1 protein-coding gene is annotated in these 19,637 nt (G+C 48.9%); it reads left to right on the top strand.

Features of this window, described 5'->3' with window-relative positions:
• The first annotated feature begins 29 nt into the window (after positions 1-29).
• A complete protein-coding gene (locus tag ACEW9O_RS18910; RefSeq protein WP_373551753.1) occupies positions 30-19,619 on the top strand; it encodes a GEVED domain-containing protein in 19,590 nt (6,529 codons plus the stop codon).
• The last annotated feature ends 18 nt before the right edge of the window (positions 19,620-19,637 follow it).

Raw genomic sequence — 19,637 nt, 5'->3', positions numbered from 1 at the left:
CTAATCGGATATGGCTCCTTTCAATAGGAATGTTGGCTTGGGCATTCCTAGCCAATGGCCAAACCATAACAACTACCGATATTGCCTCCACAAATTTATGCCCCGGGCAAACCCTCAATGTAAGTTATACCATCACGGGAGTCTTCTCCGCAGGAAACGAGTTCCGGGTTCAATTGAGTGATGCATCTGGTCTTTTTCCAGATAATAACAATTCATCTAATGTCATTGGGTCGGTGACTTCGGTCGCTGCGGGCAGCATTACGGCTACGATTCCTAATCTCCAGGCTTCGGGTTCAGGATACCGGGTTAGAGTGGTATCGACCAGCCCTGCAGCCAATCACCTAAATGCTAGTGATGACGACAATGGCAATAACCTCACGGTACTGAGTCGTATCATAACTACTGGAATCCCGAGCCCTGCTGGGCCATATTGCCCAGGTGCTTCAATCAGTGTAAATTATACAGTCAATTGTAATTTTGTCAGTCCAAATACCTTTACACTACAGCTCAGTGATGCAGCGGGTAATTTTGGCTCACCTACCAATATTGGGACAGTGAGTTCCACCACCAGTGGATCTGTCACTGGTACACTTCCCGAAACCGCTGTGGGTAGTAATGCTTACCGGGTAAGGGTAGTGGCCAATAGCCCTGGTGTAACGGGTTCTCCATCTGGGTTTTTTACCATTTTGACCAGAACCATTACTACGAGTAACCCAACTCCGTCTGATCCATATTGCGCTGGAGACAACATTAGCGTAGGATATACCGTAAACTGTCCTTTCATTAGCCCCAATACTTTTACCTTACAGCTCAGCGACCGTTTTGGAAACTTTGGTTCACCGACCAATATCGGATCTGTAAGTGCAACTTCCAATGGTTCCATTAGTGGTACCATCCCTGAAATCCGTTATGGAACCGGTTATCAGGTACGAGTAGTGGCCAATAATCCAAGCATAATTGGCACTGAGTCTAGCGCTTTCACCATTTTGAGTGGTAAGTTGATGACCATGCCTGTTGCCAATGCTACGATTTGCCAAGGGCAACGGCTTACCTTAACTTATTCGTATCCCAGTGATGAGGTCATCAATGCAGGCAACGTTTATTCGATTTTATTGAGTGACGCCAGCGGCAGTTTTGCCTCCCCGACCACCATTGGCACCCTGAGAAGTTCGGCTTTAAGTGGCAACATCCAGGCCGTCATTCCTTACACTCAAGCTGGAGGTACTGGCTACCGCATCAAACTTGTGGCGAGTACACCCACAGTGGAAGGCTGTATTTATGGAAATTACACCATTATTGGTCTTCGCCCACTGACCAATCCTTTGGATCAATTGTTGTGTTTGAATGGCATGGCTACTTTTACAGCCAATACAGGTGCAGCTTCGCCCACTTATGCCTGGCAAAAACAGCCTGCTTTTGTGGGTACCCTTCCCTTTGTAACCCGTACAACTACCGATGGTTTGGGATCCAATGCCATCTTTGGTATCGCCAAAAATGGTACGAACCTTTATCTGGCCACGGGAATGGGGGTTGCAGTTTCGACCAACAATGGTACATCTTTCAGCAGCCGTACGAATGCCAATAGCGGTTTGGTGAATGACCTGGTGAATGACATTTTTTATGACGGAACCCGAATTTTTGCGGCCACTGATGGAGGTCTGGGGATATCCAGCAACAATGGAACCAGCTTTGCCAATACAACTACGGTAAACGGCTTGCCAGAAAATTCATTAAGGGGAGTTGCCGTGGTTGGTTCAACGGTTTATGTGGCCACCTTTACGGGTGGATTGGCCATTTCTACCAATACAGGCGCATCCTTTAGTACGGTCAGAACAACGGCGGATGGCTTGGGTAGCGTTTTGCTCAATGACGTTTTTGCCGAAGGCACCAATGTATATGTCGCCACAAGTGATGGTTTGTCCATCTCGGTTGATGGGGGTACAAGTTTTGTAAATTATACTACGGCCAATGGCTTGGGTAGTAACCAAGTCAATGATGTATACGTTTACAATGGAATTATTTTTGCAGCTACCAATTCGGGTGTTTCCTATTCTACCAATGGCGGTGTCTCTTTTACCAACATTACCGCAGGCCTGGGTGGCATTAAAGTAAGAGAGGTTTTTGTGGCCACTGATCGGATTTATGCCGCTACTGATGGTGGTTTGTCTGTGTCCAATCTGGGCTCCAGTTCATTTACCAATTATATCAGTGGCTTGGGTAGTACCAGTGTATTCAGTGTATTGTTTTCGGGTACAACCTTGTATGCAGGAACGGTTGGCGGATTATCCATTACGGATTATGCCAATCCAATGGGTTTATCCACTGGTGGAAATATTGTGGCCAGTGGCAATATGCTCAATATCAATGGTATTTTACCCACTGATGCCTTAAGTCGGTATCAGGTGGTAGTGAGTAGCGGCGGTTGTAGCGCAACCAGTTCGATGGCCCGCCTGGCGGACATTCCTCCGGCCCTGACCTCTTCCAATTTGTCTAAATTTGACCCCACCACCTGCGGAGGTTCTGATGGCAAATTTACGCTCAATGGTCTGATTCCCTCCACTAAATATGTATTGACCTATACGTATACTGGGCTATATGGCCCATTGGCAGGTTCGCCGGAAAGTGGTGACACCATTACTACCGCCACGGATGGTTCCATTACTGTAAATTTTCTTTTTGCCGGCGTTTATTCCAATATTAAGGTGGCCAGTCTTTTGGATGTCAATTGTACATCTCCGTTGGTGCCCTTAAGCATCGAATTATTTGATCCGCCCAAGCCCAGCATCCCGGTAGGGGCTGCCGACCCGGTATGTGCAGGAACCAATATCATCATCAACCTGACACCCAACGGATTGGGCACCGATGAAGAATATGTCTGGTTTGTGGATGCCAATGGCAATTTAAATGCGAATCCCTCGGTCACTCAAACCGATACTTATTCGCCCGTAGCTATTCCTATAGTGAATGGCAGCTTCTTTGTTAGCAAAAGGGATCGGGTCACCTTGTGCAAAAGTGATACGATTGAAATCCCCTATACGATCATACCCAATCCGGCCATAACGCTGCAAGGAACCACCAATACCACTTCGGATGGAGGCAGCGATGGATCCATTACCATTCAGGGTTTGGCTGCCAACACCAGTTATTTACTCAATTATTCAGGCCCATCTACGGGTACGCCTGCCTCTGCCACTACTACCATGAGCAATGGCTTGGGTCGGATTACCATTTCGGGCTTGGCCCGTGGTGCCTACAATGGCATCTCGGTAACCACCACTGGTGCAACCCAATGTGTATCCAATCCGCTCAATTCCGTGATCATTTTTGATCCCAGCGATTTGGTGCCTCCGGTAGATCCAATTGGAGGAAGTGCTCTCCAAACCGAAGAAGAAGTTTGGGGCGATACGGGTGGTTATTTCCAGTACAGTTCCAACCCTGCCTCCTGTGTAGGCAATAGTGTACATTTCGACGATCAGGCGCATGCCATTGCGGTTGGCCGCATTCGGCAACCCAAAGCTACCCCAACGGGTAACAATACCGTCAATGATAAAATTGAAATGCGGGGCTGGGTTCAATTCGACCTCGCAGGTACCATTCCACCCAATGCCTACATTGAAAAAGTGGAATACCGGCCAAAATCCTTGACCGGGCCCTGGGACATGGTTTGTGAAGTTCCGGTACAAAGTGCAACAGGCGACATTCAATTTGATGTTACCCAGGTAAAAAAGGCGAATTACGGTCCTTATCCACTGGGCTTCAATCAAACCGCATTTGACGATATTTTTAATGAAAAATACAATGACTTTACCATTTCAGGAGACGCCACTGGCCCCTGGACAGATTTAGGGCCTCAGGGTATCTTGGATGTACAATCCAGCTTGCAAGGGGATGGTTTGTTCCAAATCGGTTTGTCCTTGTCCGGAAATGACTTTGACATTCCAGTGTACCAATTTCACGGGATCGTTTTTGCCCCTTCTGAAGAGCATGACATTCGCGTCACCTACCACCTGCGGGATTTTGGGGACTTGAATGAGCCAAGATATGCCACCGACATTTCGGGCGGACTGGTAGGCCCAAGCCACAGGATCGATTCCATCGACATCAATCCGAGTCCAAGCATTACCAACCGTCAGCCTTCGTTGTACATTGGCACAACCCCTCCCGATGCGGAATACAATGGCCTCCCTTCAAATTTGGCCAACCGCGATGACAATACGGATCAGGATGACGAAAGCCTTGCAATCACCAATTTCACCAATGCAAGCACCAATAATGTATTGATTGCAGGTCAGTCGATTGCTTTCACAGTACCCGGTAGAAATAACCTGCCTACTACAGCTAACCTGGTCGTATTTATTGATTGGAATGGCGATGGCGTTTTCCAAAATACTGGCGAACGTTTCAGCAGAACCGTAGCTGCCAGTGCTAACTTTAACGAAGTTTTTAACTTCAACATACCTACCAATTCCCAGTCCGATTCCATCGGGGTACGGGTGCGCCTGACTTCAGCAGCAATCTTTGACGCTTATGGCCCTGCACCAGATGGGGAAGTGGAAGATTTTGTGGTAGAAGTTAAAGCCCTGGATTTTGGCGATTTGCCCGACCCTTCCGCTGGTTTAGGAATCGATAACTACCAAACCAGGTTGCAGGACAACGGCGCCCGACATGCTCAGTCGGTGACCCCTTTGGTGTATTTAGGCAGTAGCATCGATACGGAAGCAGATGGTGAACCCTCTTCCCTTGCCGACGGGGATGACAAAAACAACATCAATGTAGATGATGAAGACGGGATTGTTTTCCTGACTTCCCCTTTGACTCCCGGGCAACCTGCTACCATCCAATTCACGGGTACCAACAACAGTGCCAATCAAGCTACCTTATATTTGTACGCAGATTTCAACAATGATGGAATCAACTCCTTACTTCCGGTAGCTTTCACGGTTCCGGCCAATGCCGTAGTAGCAGCAAATGCGGGAACAGTTACCCGAAATTTGACGTTCACCCTGCCCCTGAATGCAGCTTATGGTGGCGATAAAGTAATTTTCCGTTTCCGGTTCAATACTGGCGCCAACCCTACTGCCAATGGCCTCGCCCTGGATGGTGAAGTGGAAGATTACATCAGCAGTGACGATTTATTGGTGTATGATTGGGGCGATTTACCCGAACCATTGTATACTACTGATGACTCCGGCGGAACCGTAGGACCAAGCCACCGCATCAGAGCCATCGACATTGATCCAAGTGCGGGGGGTGTCAATTACCAAAACGCTTTGTCGATTGGTGCCACTACTCCCGATGCGGAAATCAGTGGGCAGGCTGATGCCACAGCTTCCGGTGATGACAATGCGCTCTCCCCGGATGACGAAGATTTGTCACCAAGCAATTTTACCAATCCTGCTACCGGCAATCGACTGATTGCAGGCAATACCATTACCCTGACCATTCCTTACACCAACCGCTACCCTACTCCCGCCAACCTGATTGTGTTTTTGGATTGGAATGGTGACGGTGATTTTGTGGACGCTCAAGAAAGAATTGATACCCTTGTTCCAGCTAATACCATTGGGGGAACAATGGTCATTCCCAATATTCCAATTGCTGCATTGAACAATGCCTCCAATGTTGGGGTGCGGGTACGTTTGACTACGGGTGCAGTTTTTGACGCCTTTGGCCCAGCACCAGATGGGGAAGTCGAAGACTTCTTTGTTACCGTGTACGGGTACGATTATGGTGATTTACCGGATGCAGCCGCAGGCGTAGCTACTGGAAACTATGAAACTATTTTTGCCCTCAATGGTACCCGTGGCCCACGCCATTTGGTAGATCAAAGGTTGAAAATTGGCAATACCATTGATGCCGAAGGCGACGGACAAGCCCAAATCAATGCGGTAGGTGACGACATCAATGGTATTGATGATGAAGACGGAGTGATTCAACCAGACTCAGTGGTAAGAGGTAAACCCGCCCGCTTCAAAGTTTTTGTCACCAACAATACTGCTGCCAATGCTTACTTGGTGGGTTTTGTGGATTGGAACGACGACGGCAGTTTTGAAGATGCGTCTCCTAACCAAAAATCCGGGCCAATCACCATTGCTCCCGGAACCAGTGGTTACTATGACGTAATCTTCAGTGTACCCAATGTGCCCAATCCATTGCCTGAGCGAGTAGCAGCGCGTTTCCGTTTGAGCAATGAAAATACCGCCGTCACCTTCTCTACCGGGCCTGCCCAAGGCCTGGCTACCGATATTTACGGGGAAGTAGAAGATACTTACGTAAACATTGTAGGCTACGACTGGGGTGACTTGACTGAACCACGTTACATCACCGACAATGAAGGTGGCCAACCTGGTCCTAGCCACAAGATTTATGCCATTGACCATGATAACAACCCAGCAACGCTGGCTTTGACCTCCCTCTACATCGGAGCTACTGCGCCCGATGCAGAACAAGAAGGCCAGGCCAACCAAGCTGCCTCTGGAGATGACAACAATGGGGTGAATGATGAGGATTTGACCGTAGCTAATTTTATCTCCCCCATCACCCTTGCCCCTGCTCCGCTGGTTACTTCCGAGCCCATTCGTTTGCGTGTTCCTGTGGTCAATAATTTCCCCAGCAAAGCAGCAACTTTGTGGGTATTTATTGACTGGAATGGTGATGGCAGTTTTACCGGGCCACAAGAAACCAGTTTCAAATCGGTTGCCGGAGCCTTTACTGGCAATGTAGATTTTGATTACACCATTCCCAATATTGTTAACCCAGATTCGATTGGAGTACGAGTTCGTTTGACCACTGGGCAAATCTTGGACGCTTACGGCCAGGCACCTGATGGTGAGGTGGAAGACTTTATGGTGGAACTGAAGGCTGAAGATTTTGGTGATTTGCCCGATCCAACTGCTGGATTAGGCGTCAATAACTTCCAGACTCGCCGAGCCGATGACGGCGCCCGACACGCTGTTCCAGTGAATAAATTGGTGTACCTGGGTAACGCCACCGACACTGAATCCGATGGAGTACCTTCCAGTCTAGCCGTCGGCGATGACCAAAACAACCCCAATCTCAATGATGAAGATGGCATTACTTTCCTTACTTCCCCGTTGATTCCTGGTCAGCCAGTTACCATTCAATTTACGGCTACCAATAACAGTGCCAGTCCAGCTACCTTATATTTGTATGCAGACTTCAACAATGATGGGGTCAATTCATTGCTGCCCATCACCTTTACGGTACCCGCTGATGCGGTCATTGCTGCCAATGGGGGCACTGTTACCCGCCAATTGACTTTCCCCTTCCCTTTAAATGCACAATACGGCGGGGACCAGGCCTTCTTCCGCTTCCGCTTCACGACTCAAGTCAATCCAGGTACTTTTGGACTGGCCAGCGACGGTGAAGTAGAAGACTACCAGCGGCCTGTATTGGTATACGATTGGGCAGATTTAGCTGAACCCCGTTACATTACCGATGCCAAGGGCGGGATTGTTGGCCCCAGCCACCGGATCAATGCCATCGATACCGACCCAACTAGTGGAATCAATTACCAAAACTCCTTGTACATTGGCACTACTTCACCTGATGCTGAAGTGGAAGGACAACCCAACCAAGCTTCTACGGGAGATGACAATACTTATTTGGATGATGAAGATTTGAGTAAAACCAACTTCATTCACCCTTCTCTACTTACTCCGTATCCACTGATTGCATCCGAGCCCATTTTATTCCGAGTGCCGGTAGACAACAACAACCCCAGCAAAGCAGCTACTTTGTGGGTATTCATCGACTGGAATGGCGATGGCATTTTTACTGGGCCACAAGAAACAACTTCAAAAACGGTGGCGGCTGCCTTCAGCGGCAATGTTGACTTTAGCTATACCGTTCCTAATATTGCCAAGCCTGATTCTATCGGGGTGCGGGTTCGCCTCACTACTGGAAACATTATCGATGCTTATGGTCAGGCCCCAGATGGGGAAGTGGAAGACTTCATGATGGAGCTCCAATCCGAAGATTTTGGCGACTTACCCGATCCTACGGCTGGTTTGGGTGTAAACAACTACCAAACCAGAAGAGCGGATGATGGTGCACGCCATGCCGTCCCTGTTAACCGCCTGGTGTACCTGGGCAATGCCACTGATACCGAAGCCGATGGGGTGCCTTCTGCTTTGGCCACCGGGGATGATCTGAACAACATTAATATCAATGATGAAGATGGAATTACTTTCATCACTTCACCATTGGTTCCTGGTCAGCCCGTTACGGTTCAGTTTACCGCTACCAACATTAGTGCGAGCCCTGCCACTTTATATTTGTACGCAGACTTCAATAATGATGGAGTCAATTCATTGTTGCCCATCACCTTTACAGTGCCTGCTGATGCAGTAATCGCTGCGAATGCGGGGACTGTAAGCCGCCAGTTGACTTTCCCACTGCCGCTGAATGCACAATATGGTGGCGATGTGGCTTTCTTCCGCTTTCGCCTCAGCACCCAGGCCAATCCAGGAACCTTTGGGTTGGCTCAGGATGGGGAAATTGAAGACTACATTAAACCAGTGCTGGTATACGACTGGGCAGATTTACCCGAACCATTGTTCAATACCGACGCCATTGGTGGAACACCTGGGCCAAGCCACCGCATTGGTGCAATTGACATTGATCCTAGTTCGACTACGGCCAATTATCAAAATACCCTGTTCATTGGGGCAACCTCACCGGATGCCGAAAAGGATGCACAGCCTGATGCCAATGCCAGTGGCGATGACAACAATTACATCGACGATGAAGATTTGGGTCAAACCAATTTCACCAATCCCGCTACTGGTGACCGCTTGATTGCGGGCAATACCATCACCCTGACCATTCCTTATACCAACCGTTTGGCCCGCAATGCCAATATGATTGTGTTACTGGACTGGAATGGCGATGGAGATTTTATTGATCTTCAGGAAAGGGTTGAATTGCCTGCGCCACCTGCAGTGGGTAGTACTTTGGTGTTCAACAATATTCCCATTCCTGCGCTGGATAATGCCCTGCGGGTTGGAGTGCGGATACGTTTAACTACCGGAACTGTAGTTGACGCCAATGGGCCAGCGCCCGACGGGGAAGTAGAAGATTTCTTCGTTACGGTATTTGGCTTTGATTATGCCGACTTGCCCGATGTAGCGCCAGGCACCGGAACCGGGAATTACGAAACCATCTTTGCCCTCAATGGGACTCGTGGCCCACGCCACCTGATCGATCAAAACCTGCGCATTGGCAATACCATTGATGCAGAAGGAGATGGCCAACCTCAATTCAATGCTTTTGGTGACGACATCAACGGCATCGATGATGAAGACGGGGTGGTTCCTCCTGACTCCATTGTACGGGGCAAACCTGCGCGTTTCCAGGTTTTTGTGACCAACAAAACCAGCAGCGATGCCTATTTGATGGGTTTTGTGGACTGGAACAACGATGGGTCTTTTGAAGATGGTTACCAAAATCAAAAATCTGGTCCTGATACCATTCCTCCTGGTTTTAGTGGTTATTATGAAGTATTGTTCAACGTTCCTACTGAACCAAACCCACTGCCGAACCGCGTAGCTTCCCGCTTCCGATTGAGTAATGAAAGTGTGTCGGTGCAACTGTCAACCGGGCCCGCGCAAGGCTTGCTTACCGATATTTATGGAGAAGTAGAAGACCTGTATGTCAACATAGTGGGTTATGATTGGGGGGATTTGGTAGAACCACGCTACATTACCGATAATGAAGGCGGACAGCCTGGCCCAAGCCACAAAATCTATGCGATTGACCTGGATGGCGATGGCAGCAACCCGCCCGTTACTTCGCTCTACATCGGCGCTACAGCCCCGGATGCTGAAAACGAAGGTCAGCCCAATCAAGCTGCTTCGGGTGACGATTTCAATGGATTCAACGATGAAGATTTAACGATTGCTAACTTCATTGATCCCACTACACTTGCTCCTTATCCACTTATCGCTGGAGAACCGATTCGTCTGCGTGTGCCTGTAGTGAATAATTTCCCTGCAAAAACAGCTACCCTATGGGCTTTCATCGACTGGAACGGGGATGGGATTTTCACTGGGCCAAAAGAAACAAGCTTTAAAACGGTACCTGCGGCTTTCACTGGCAACATTGATTTTGATTACATCATTCCAAATATTGGCATTTCTGATTCCATTGGGGTGCGCATTCGCCTCACTTCCGGTGAAATCCTGGATGCCTACGGTCAAGCACCCGATGGGGAAGTGGAAGATTTTATGGTGGAGTTACAAACCGAAGAATTTGGCGATTTGCCAGATGCTACGGTAGGAATTGGACCAAATGACTTCCAAACTTTACGCGCCCGCAATGGTGCCCGCCATGCGGTACCTGTGCACCCGCTGGTCATTTTGGGTACTGTTGTGGATACCGAACCCGACGGGCAACCTTCGGCCAAAGGCGATGGCGACGACCTCAATCGTTTACCCGATGACGAAGACGGCATTGTATTCCTTACTCCATTGGCACCTGGTAATCCGGCAAAAATCGCCTTTACCGCCAGCAATGCTTCGGCCAGTGGCGCGATCCTGCACATTTATGCGGACTGGAACAACGATGGCACCCTTGATCCAGTGACCACTACCACCCTACCGGCTAATGCAGCAGCGATTGCTCAGGTCGTCACCTTCAACGTACCAGCCAATGCCACTTTTGATGAAGGTAAAGTTTTCTTCCGCTTCCGTTTGACTAGTGATGCCATCTTTAATGCAGCACCTTCACCCAACGGTTTAGCACTGGATGGTGAAGTGGAAGATTACGTCATTCCAGTGTTCAAACTGGGCAATTTGGTCTGGGAAGACCGCAACAACAATGGCCTGCAGGATGCTTCCGAAATCAATCTCGGCATCCAGAATGTACGGGTGATCCTTCGTTTTGGAGGTATTGTTCCTTTCACTGGAGTATGTGACTCGGTTAATCAAAATACGAATACCAACCCCAACACCTTGGCGGTCAATGGTGGAAGTGACCTCATTCAGGACTATGTGCTACAAACCTACACCGATGCAAATGGGGTTTATGGTTTCACTGGGATGATTGAAGGGATTTATCAAATCATTGCGCTTGATACTTTTGGTTTGACGCCAACTCGTTTTGACCACATCAAAAACGTAACCGAAGAAGACCTTGACAGTGATGGCAAACCACTCAACAATCCGTGGGATTATGTCAGTGGCGAAAGACGTCAGTCAAAAAGCCAACAAATCAAGTTCAAAGCTGATCAAATCGGCACCGATGAAGAAGGAATCCTTGACCAGGGCAACCCACAACTGCTCGATCCAAATGCAGTGGGTGTTTTTCCCGATAACCGCGTAGAACAACGCATCGACTTTGGTTATGTTGGTCTGGACTTAGGCGATTTGGCGGAAACCACCAACATTCCAGCTGGTGATCCTTCCAATACCAATTTTATCACTACTGAAAATGGTACCAAACCAGAAGGTCCTAAGCATATCGTTACCCCAGACCTCCGTTTGGGTAACTGTCAGGATGTAGAATGGTTGGGACAACCTGACCAGGATGCTGGCGCTGAATTCAAACCCGGCCCAGATTCAGGTGGGGATGATCCTATCGCCAACTTCAGCAATTATCCCAACTTCCCCTACGATCCTTCACAAGGTCGTCGCTGGCCATTCCACGAGGCAGCCAATACTTGTGGGGATGATGAAGATGGTATCCGCTTCCTGACTCCGATGATCGCTGGTTACAATGCCATGATTTCGGTCAAATACAAGGCCAAAAACAACTTTGATGGCCCCGATGCCTTCCTGCATGCTTGGATGGACTGGAACGGTGACGGCAACTTTGACGATGCCGCGGGCAACATTGATGCGAACGAACACATTATTTTCAGCCTGCTCGATGGCAAACCAACGGTGCTGGAACCCAATACCCAAGCGGTGCAGTTGGAAATGGAATACTTGACTTCGGCTGCGGATTCCATCACCCTGACCTTCAAAGTTCCTGCTAATGTGGCTTACAACAATGGCAATATTTTGTCTCGTTTCCGCATCAGCTATGATCCTCGTTTGGGGCCAAACGGAATTTTAGCAGCCAACCTCAACTTCCCTGATCCTCAGCCCGGGGCTCGTAATTCACAGGTTCCTGGTGGCGTGATTCCTTACGGGGAAGTCGAAGATTATTTCATTTCGCTGTCTAAAGTGGGTAACACCGTATTTGAAGACCGCGATTACGATGGCTTCCAGGATCTGCTCGAACCAGGCATCAAAAATGTACCCATCAAACTGCAATTCGCAGGTGCTGATGGCATTTTGAACTCGGGTGATCCTTACGAATTTACGTATCATGATACCACCGATGCCAATGGCCGCTACTTCTTCTGTGGCTTGATCGGCAACGTTGATCCTTCTGGTATTCCGAATCCAGTTTACCAGCTGATCGTATCTGACCCAGCGGGGATGACCGCTACGTTTAACAATCCAAATCCATCTGACGATGCTTGTATTGATGACAATAGCAATGGCGACGACCTGCTGATCGACAACCGCATCACGACCGACACCTTCACCATCACCAATCCGATGATGTTGTGTTTGGATGAAAACGCTCCTCGCAACGATGTGGGTGGTTTGGTCGCAGGCAACAATCGACCACCTTCTCCCGATGCCTTGAACAACTTCCCAGACAACCAATACGACGAAACCCGTGACTTTGGTTACACTGGGTTTGATTATGGTGATTTGCCGATTGCTTCCGTATTGCCAGGTTCCAATTATCTGACGCTGCGCGATTCGATGAACGCTTTGTTCAACAACAAGTTTGGTCCACGGCACGCCATCCAACCTCGTTTGTACCTCGGTAAAGGGGTAGATGGCGAACTGAATGGCAAACCCGACGCCGATGCTGGCAGCAAAGCGGGTGGTGATGACGATGACCAGGGTGCCTTCAAAAAAGGTATAACTGCCGATGATGAAACAGGTGTACGCCTGCTTTCGCCACTGCTCCCTGGTGAATTTGCTTACATCAAAGTCAACTACACTTCGCAGGATACTTCAGCTGGTGGCTACGTCAACCGTACTGCTTACCTCGATGCCTTCATCGACTGGAACGGCAACGGCGTGATGGACATTCCTGCGGAAAAAATAGAATTCACGCATCAATCCACTTCGGCGAATGCGCCATTGACCACCAACAACGTCGCAGACATTACCGATACCCGCACCGCAACCCTGCCCGCAACGGGTGCAAACGGTGTGGATAGTACCATCCTGGCCTTCCGGGTGCCTACTACCGCCGTGTTTGACTCGGGTACGGTATTCATGCGCTTCCGCCTGGGCTGGACCAACTATGCTGCAAGCTTCCCCAATGCATTCCCCAACGGTTTGGGTGCGGACAACAACAACTTCCACATGAGCGTGTCGCCATACATAAAAGCTTACGAGCCTTTTGTGGACGCGACAGGCAATACCGGAAGATACCCATACCCACAAGGGGAAGTGGAAGATTACGCCATTCCAGTTGCCAAAATTGGCAACCTGGCCTGGTTTGACCACGATGTATTTGGCGATCAGGATGCCAACGAAGATGTGGTGGACTCACTGCACCTCGTACTCATCTGGGGTGGAGTGAATGGTACTACGGGTGCATTTGACACCGTGGGTTACCAAACCAGTTTGTCTTCTTTAGGTTCAATTACTGACATCTTGTACAACCGTACCATCGCACCACCTTCGGTGGGTACTTATGCTCCGGGAGCGCTGGTGAAATCCGGTATTTCTCCCTCAGCTGACAGCGGATTGTATTCCTTCCGCGGTTTGATACCGGGTATCTACTACGTGTTGCCCATGAAATACTTCGCCACCGATAGTGCCAGCTTTGTCAATGCCTGGCCGAAACACCGCGTGGTCACCCTCCAGGATAACCCCGGAGTGAGCGACGGGCAAGATAGCGACGGGTTAACTTCAGGGGTAAGTGGAACCAGCAGAGGCCCTGGTGCTTTTGTCAAAATCCTGGATGGCAACAGCCGCCAACCTGAAGTTTGTGTAAATGACCGGCCACTACTCGGACCTGCTTTCAATGAACGGAATCCAAACCCTGAGCTAAGGGCAAATGATGCGCTCGAAAATGGCAAACGTGATGCTCAAGACAATGCCAATCCATTCACAACTGCTTTCTTCCCCGATAATCAGTGGGATAAAACGGTAGATTTTGGTTGGGTTGACGAGCCAAATATTGAGGCCAACCTAGATATTGTAGGGGTTTATTTCCCGACCAGCAAACTGTGTAACAACTTCAATGTGATCATGCACTTGTGTGTGAAAAACCCACAAGAAGTACCGCTCGATAGTTTGCAAGCCTTCCTTGATCTGAAAGCTGCTTATGGCAATGCCTTGTATACTGGTACCAAACCTAAGGTGAGCATTGCCGACAGTGCCTACATCAAAGGGCCAGCATATGGCAAATACAGAAAGTCACAGTTGGGTGCAAAACAACAATTGGTGCCCAACCCCAACTACAATGGGGTCACCGATCTGCGTTTGTTGGTGCCTACTTCCGAAAACACCAACTTCTTGCTGCGCGGCGATTCGATAGTGTGCATCCGGGTTGAGTTTGAAATCGATCCGTCTCAAACTGAGAAATACCCTTGGATGTCGCAAGGTCAGGTCACTGCACGTGCGGTTGGTTTCAACAAACAAACTGGGACTAAACGGCCACTGACCGACTTCCGCTTCTTCCACCCGCGTTTTGGCAAATCCATTGTGGTGTTTGATGCTACCGATGAATTCAACGATCCGATGCCTGGAAGTGACATGATTGCTTTTGAAGGTATGGTTGCTGATCGAGGTTTGAAAGGAGATTACCAGCCACCTTATGTCTCACCAAACGTAACAGGTAGAGACAAGTACGAAGATGAAAATGACAAAACCGTTCAAAATGACGAATGTTGGATCAAAACCCGTTGGAACAGTGGCATCAAGGACGTACGCGTTGCCCTGAATAGCCAATGCGAGTCCATCATCAATGCGGATATTTTTGTTCCCAACTTTGACCCAGCTTGTGGTTTTGACAAATACACCGAAGGCAGTTATTACGCTGTGATCATTCAGGATAAATGGACCAAAGAAACCCTTTGGACTTCCGATGATCCCCGGCCATTTGACGCCAAGAAGTTTTTGGACCGCAAACTCATCTATACCGTTATCAGTGTAGCCAACAGTTGTGTGGAACTGTGGGGTGACTTTATCCTGGAAGACAAAATTGCTCCAGTGGTGAAATGTGCCCCCAATACCGATCGCAAAGTAATCAATCACCTTCCAGCAGGTACTTACAGCTTTGTTTGTACCGATATCGACAGCGTGCTGAATGTAGCCAAGTCCTGGACCAATCCTAATTATCCTTATTATACTGGTATTGCAGTAGGTAACGATTCTTGTGGTCAAACCTGGTTGGACAATGTCAAGGACGTACTGGAAGTATTGGCCGATTGTGATGCCTCTGCCAATGCAGCTTTTGCCTACGCACGGATTACCCGTACCTTCACCTTTGTAGATGAGAAAAACAACAAAGTCACCTGCAATCAAATCATCACCTTCCGCAGACCAAAAATAGTCCTGCCGGAATGTAGAGTGGATATCCCCAACAATCTTTCTGGTCTTTCCAAAGACCTATTGCCGGCAGATTTGATCAAGGCACCATTCAATTTAACTGAATCGGTACCCTATTACCTCAATGGTGCAGGTAAACGGATTTATTTGACGGGTCGGGATTATTGCGGTTTTGCCATAAATTTCACCGACGAAAGTGTGTTCAACGTAGGGGCTTGTGGCAAAAAAATCATCCGCCGCTGGACCATTCTGGATTGGTGTTATGGCATGAAAGGTGATCAAGCGAATTATCCGGTTTACCACCTCGTTTCCCATCCAGACTCAGCTTGTTATGCAGGCTTGTTCTGGAATGAAGGGGCAAAGATGCTGACCTGGGAACAACAATTGATCGTCGGAGACAATGGCGATCCCATTGTTACTATTCCCGATTATGATCGCGACGGCGTTCAAGGAAGTGGCTACCCTGGTGGGGAACGCGACAAACCAGAAGACGACAAACTGCCACAATACGACGCCGGAGATGTACTGATCATCTCTACGGGACCAATGGAGTGCAAAGGTGGTTACTTCTTTACCCGTAAAGACCTGGAAGTAACGGAACAAAGTAGCTGGTGCTTCGATCTGCAAGTACTCCAACGGGCACCAATCCTGGATCCATTCAAACGCCCAACTGGAAGTTATGAATGGAAAACCGATCCAGGTGTAACTGTAAAAGGCGATTGTGACAAAGGTTACGCCATTTCAGGCATCCCCATGCTCGGCCACTGGTTCCTCCGCCTCAGGGTTTATGATGTGTGCAACAAGGACACCGTCATTTATTACCCCATCCGCGCTACCGATCAAATCTCACCCGTGATGAAGTGTGATGACAAATTGGTACTCAGCCTCAACAATGGTGGACTTGGTTTTGTCAGCGGTGAACAGGTGGACGAAGGCAGTTGGGACAACTGTGGCGCTGTAGAATGGAAACGCCTGCGCCGACCCATTTCTGATGCCTGCAATCCTAACTTCATCGGAATCAAAGGGGTCGTAGACGCCAACGGAAACGGCAAAATTGATGCTTACAATCCAGCGCTGACCACAGAACAGGATTATGTGGACGTCAACCGCAACCGCAAGGCCGATCCCGGAGAATATTTCACCATCGATTCGAACTCCAAGTTGTTGATGACTCCGCTTATGGATTCCGTGCCTTTCTTCTGTTGTGATCGCGGTTCGGTCATGGTTGAATTGTGGGGAGGAGACAAAGCTGGCAACCGCAACTACTGCTGGAACAACATCGAAATTGAGGATAAAATTGCGCCACAATGTGCTGCCCCTTGGGAACAGACCATTTATTGCGATGATAAAAACCTCGCTTTCATTGACGATAAAATACAGTCAGCCAGAATTTTTGGTGATGTGATCATTACCAGTGGCAACCTGTGTGCTGACTTCGATACTACTTACACTGTTATTAAACGCCTCAAGTGTGGAGCGGGTACCATTGAACGGATTTGGACCCTCACCAAAAAGACGGTCAAAGGGGATCAAAGCTTGAGCTGCAGACAAATCATCCGGGTACTGCCCGTTCGCGAATACAACATCTGCTTCCCTAAAGACGTAGATCAACGCGACTGCAAAGTACCAGTGATCGATACCGCCTTCGTTAAAGAGTTGGGTTGTGACATCCTCGCAGTCAACGTTAGTGATAAGCGCTACGATGCTTCGGATACAGAGTGCTACAAAATCTTCCGTACCTACACCGTCATCGACTGGTGTGCTTACGATGATCGTTGTGGTGATCCAATGCAGGAAGGCAGCGTTTATGTGGTGGATCGCGCTTACAATGAATACGGCAAAACGCCAATCTATGTCTTGGTTCGCGACAAAGACAAAAACCAACGCGAAGAATTCTACTTGTCTTTGGACGAAACGGTCAATGAAACGCCAGTCAATACCCTTAGCGATGGCAAAGTACTTTCTGGAAACGATGAAGCTTTTGTTCCACCATTCTGTGAAGATGCTTTCCGCGACAATCCTTATGGTTTGCCCGTGGGTGAGTTCTACCACTCCTTCATGTATACCCAGATCATTAAGGTATACGACGAAGTGAAACCAGTGGTGACCGGTGATCCAGCCAAGTTCTGCATCCGCGAAGGTGGCGATTGCCTGGCCAACATCAAAATGATCGTTACAGGTAAGGACAACTGCAGCAACGAAGTGACCCTCGAAACCCAATACTTGATGATTGCTCCATTCCAGACCCTGAATACAGGTAGCATGATTCTATTCGGTACTCCTCGCTGGAGCACTAAAGCATTGGGCAACGGCCAGTTCGAGATCAACGTCAGCAACTTGCCTCAAGGCAAACATGACCTCATCATAGTAGTCCGCGATGAGTGTGGTAACCTCAGTGATGCCACTCGGATTCCATTTACGGTCGAAGACTGTAAGGCTCCGGCTCCAATTTGTATCAATGGCTTGAGTACAGAACTGATGCCGGATGGCGCTGGTGCTGGTATGATGACCGTGTGGGCTTCCGACTTCGTAGCTTCCAAAATCTACGATTGCAACGGTCAGGGTACTGAAACCAATGCAGCGGGTGCTAAACTGGTCACCAAGTACTCCATCAACCGGGTGGGTAGCCCAGTGGTTGAGGCTCAGACCAGCTTGCCGCTCACTTGTGCTGACGCTGGCAAAAACATCCTGGTTGAATTGCATGCCTGGGACAATGCGGGCAACCACGACTTCTGTGTAACCTACATAGAAGTACAGGACAACCGTAAAGTTTGCGGAGGTTCGGGCAATGTAGACCTGGGTAGCATCTCTGGTTTGATCACCACCGACGAAGCTGAACCAGTCTTGGGTGTACAAGTAGACCTGAGTGGTGCCGCAACCATGAAGTACAATACGCCTGCAGTAGGTACCTTCACCTTCAATTCGCTGGTAAAAGGAAGTGACTTCAGTGTAAGTGCTCAATTGGATAAGGATCACCTCAACGGGGTATCTACCTTCGACCTTGTTTTGATTCAAAAGCACATCCTTGGGGTCAAGCCGCTGGAAGGCGCATACCGCATGATTGCCGCTGACGTCAACAACTCCAAGTCGATCAGTACCCTGGACATGATCCAGATTCGCAAGTTGATTCTGAACATCGATACCAAGTTCAACAATGTACCAAGCTGGAAATTCATTGATGCGACTTACAAGTTCCCGGATGCTCAAAACCCATTCACGGCTGAGTATCCAGAGGTAGTCAACGTCAACGACCTGGTTGGTAATGTCAAAGCCGACTTCATCGCTGTCAAAATGGGCGATGTCAATGGCAATGCAGCAACCACCTCTGGACTAGCTGCTACCGAAATCCGTACCGACCGCACGATGCTGTTGAACGCGGAAGAAGTAGCCATGAAGGCCAACAATCAATACAACATTGCCATCCGTGCCAAAGACTTGCAAAACATTCAGGGTTACCAGTTCACACTGAACTACGACCTGAATGCCGTTGAGCTGGAAGGCATTGAATATGGAGTAGCCAAGGCTGATAACTTTGGAATCTTCAAGGACAAGGGAATGATCACCACTAGCTGGAACCTCAGCAGTGGCCTCAATGCCGCTGGCAATGAGGTGCTGTTTACCTTGAAATTGAAAGCCAAAACGGGGGTGAAATTGAGCGAGGTGCTGAACATCAGCAGTCGCCTTACTCCTGCCGAAGCCTACGATAAGCAAAATGAGTCCATCGGTATCAAGCTCAGCTTCGGTGCCGATGTCACTCAAGACCTTGCTGTACTGCGCCAGAATACACCTAACCCCTTCCAGGATGAAACCCTCATCGGGTTCTATCTGCCAAAGGCCGCCAAGGGCACTTTGACCATCCGCGATACCAAAGGAAGTTTGGTTTACCGCACGGAGAGCAATTATGTCAAAGGTGAAAACAAGGTCATTCTGAAGCAAGCTGATTTGAGAGCCAGCGGCGTGTTGTATTACACCCTCGAAACCGCTGACTTCACCGATACCAAGAAGATGATTCTGTTGAACCGTTAATCACCCAGTGTACTTTCC

It is taken from the genome of Haliscomenobacter sp. (assembly GCF_041740695.1).
Taxonomy (GTDB): Bacteria; Bacteroidota; Bacteroidia; order Chitinophagales; family Saprospiraceae; genus Haliscomenobacter.
The sequence above is the reverse complement of the archived record's forward strand: the minus strand, read 5'-3'. Positions and strand labels throughout refer to the sequence as shown.

Bases quoted from the DNA above. Each gene is read 5' to 3' on its own strand.
- ACEW9O_RS18910 (WP_373551753.1), top strand. From the start codon at position 30: ATGTTGGCTTGGGCATTCCTAGCCAATGGCCAAACCATAACAACTACC.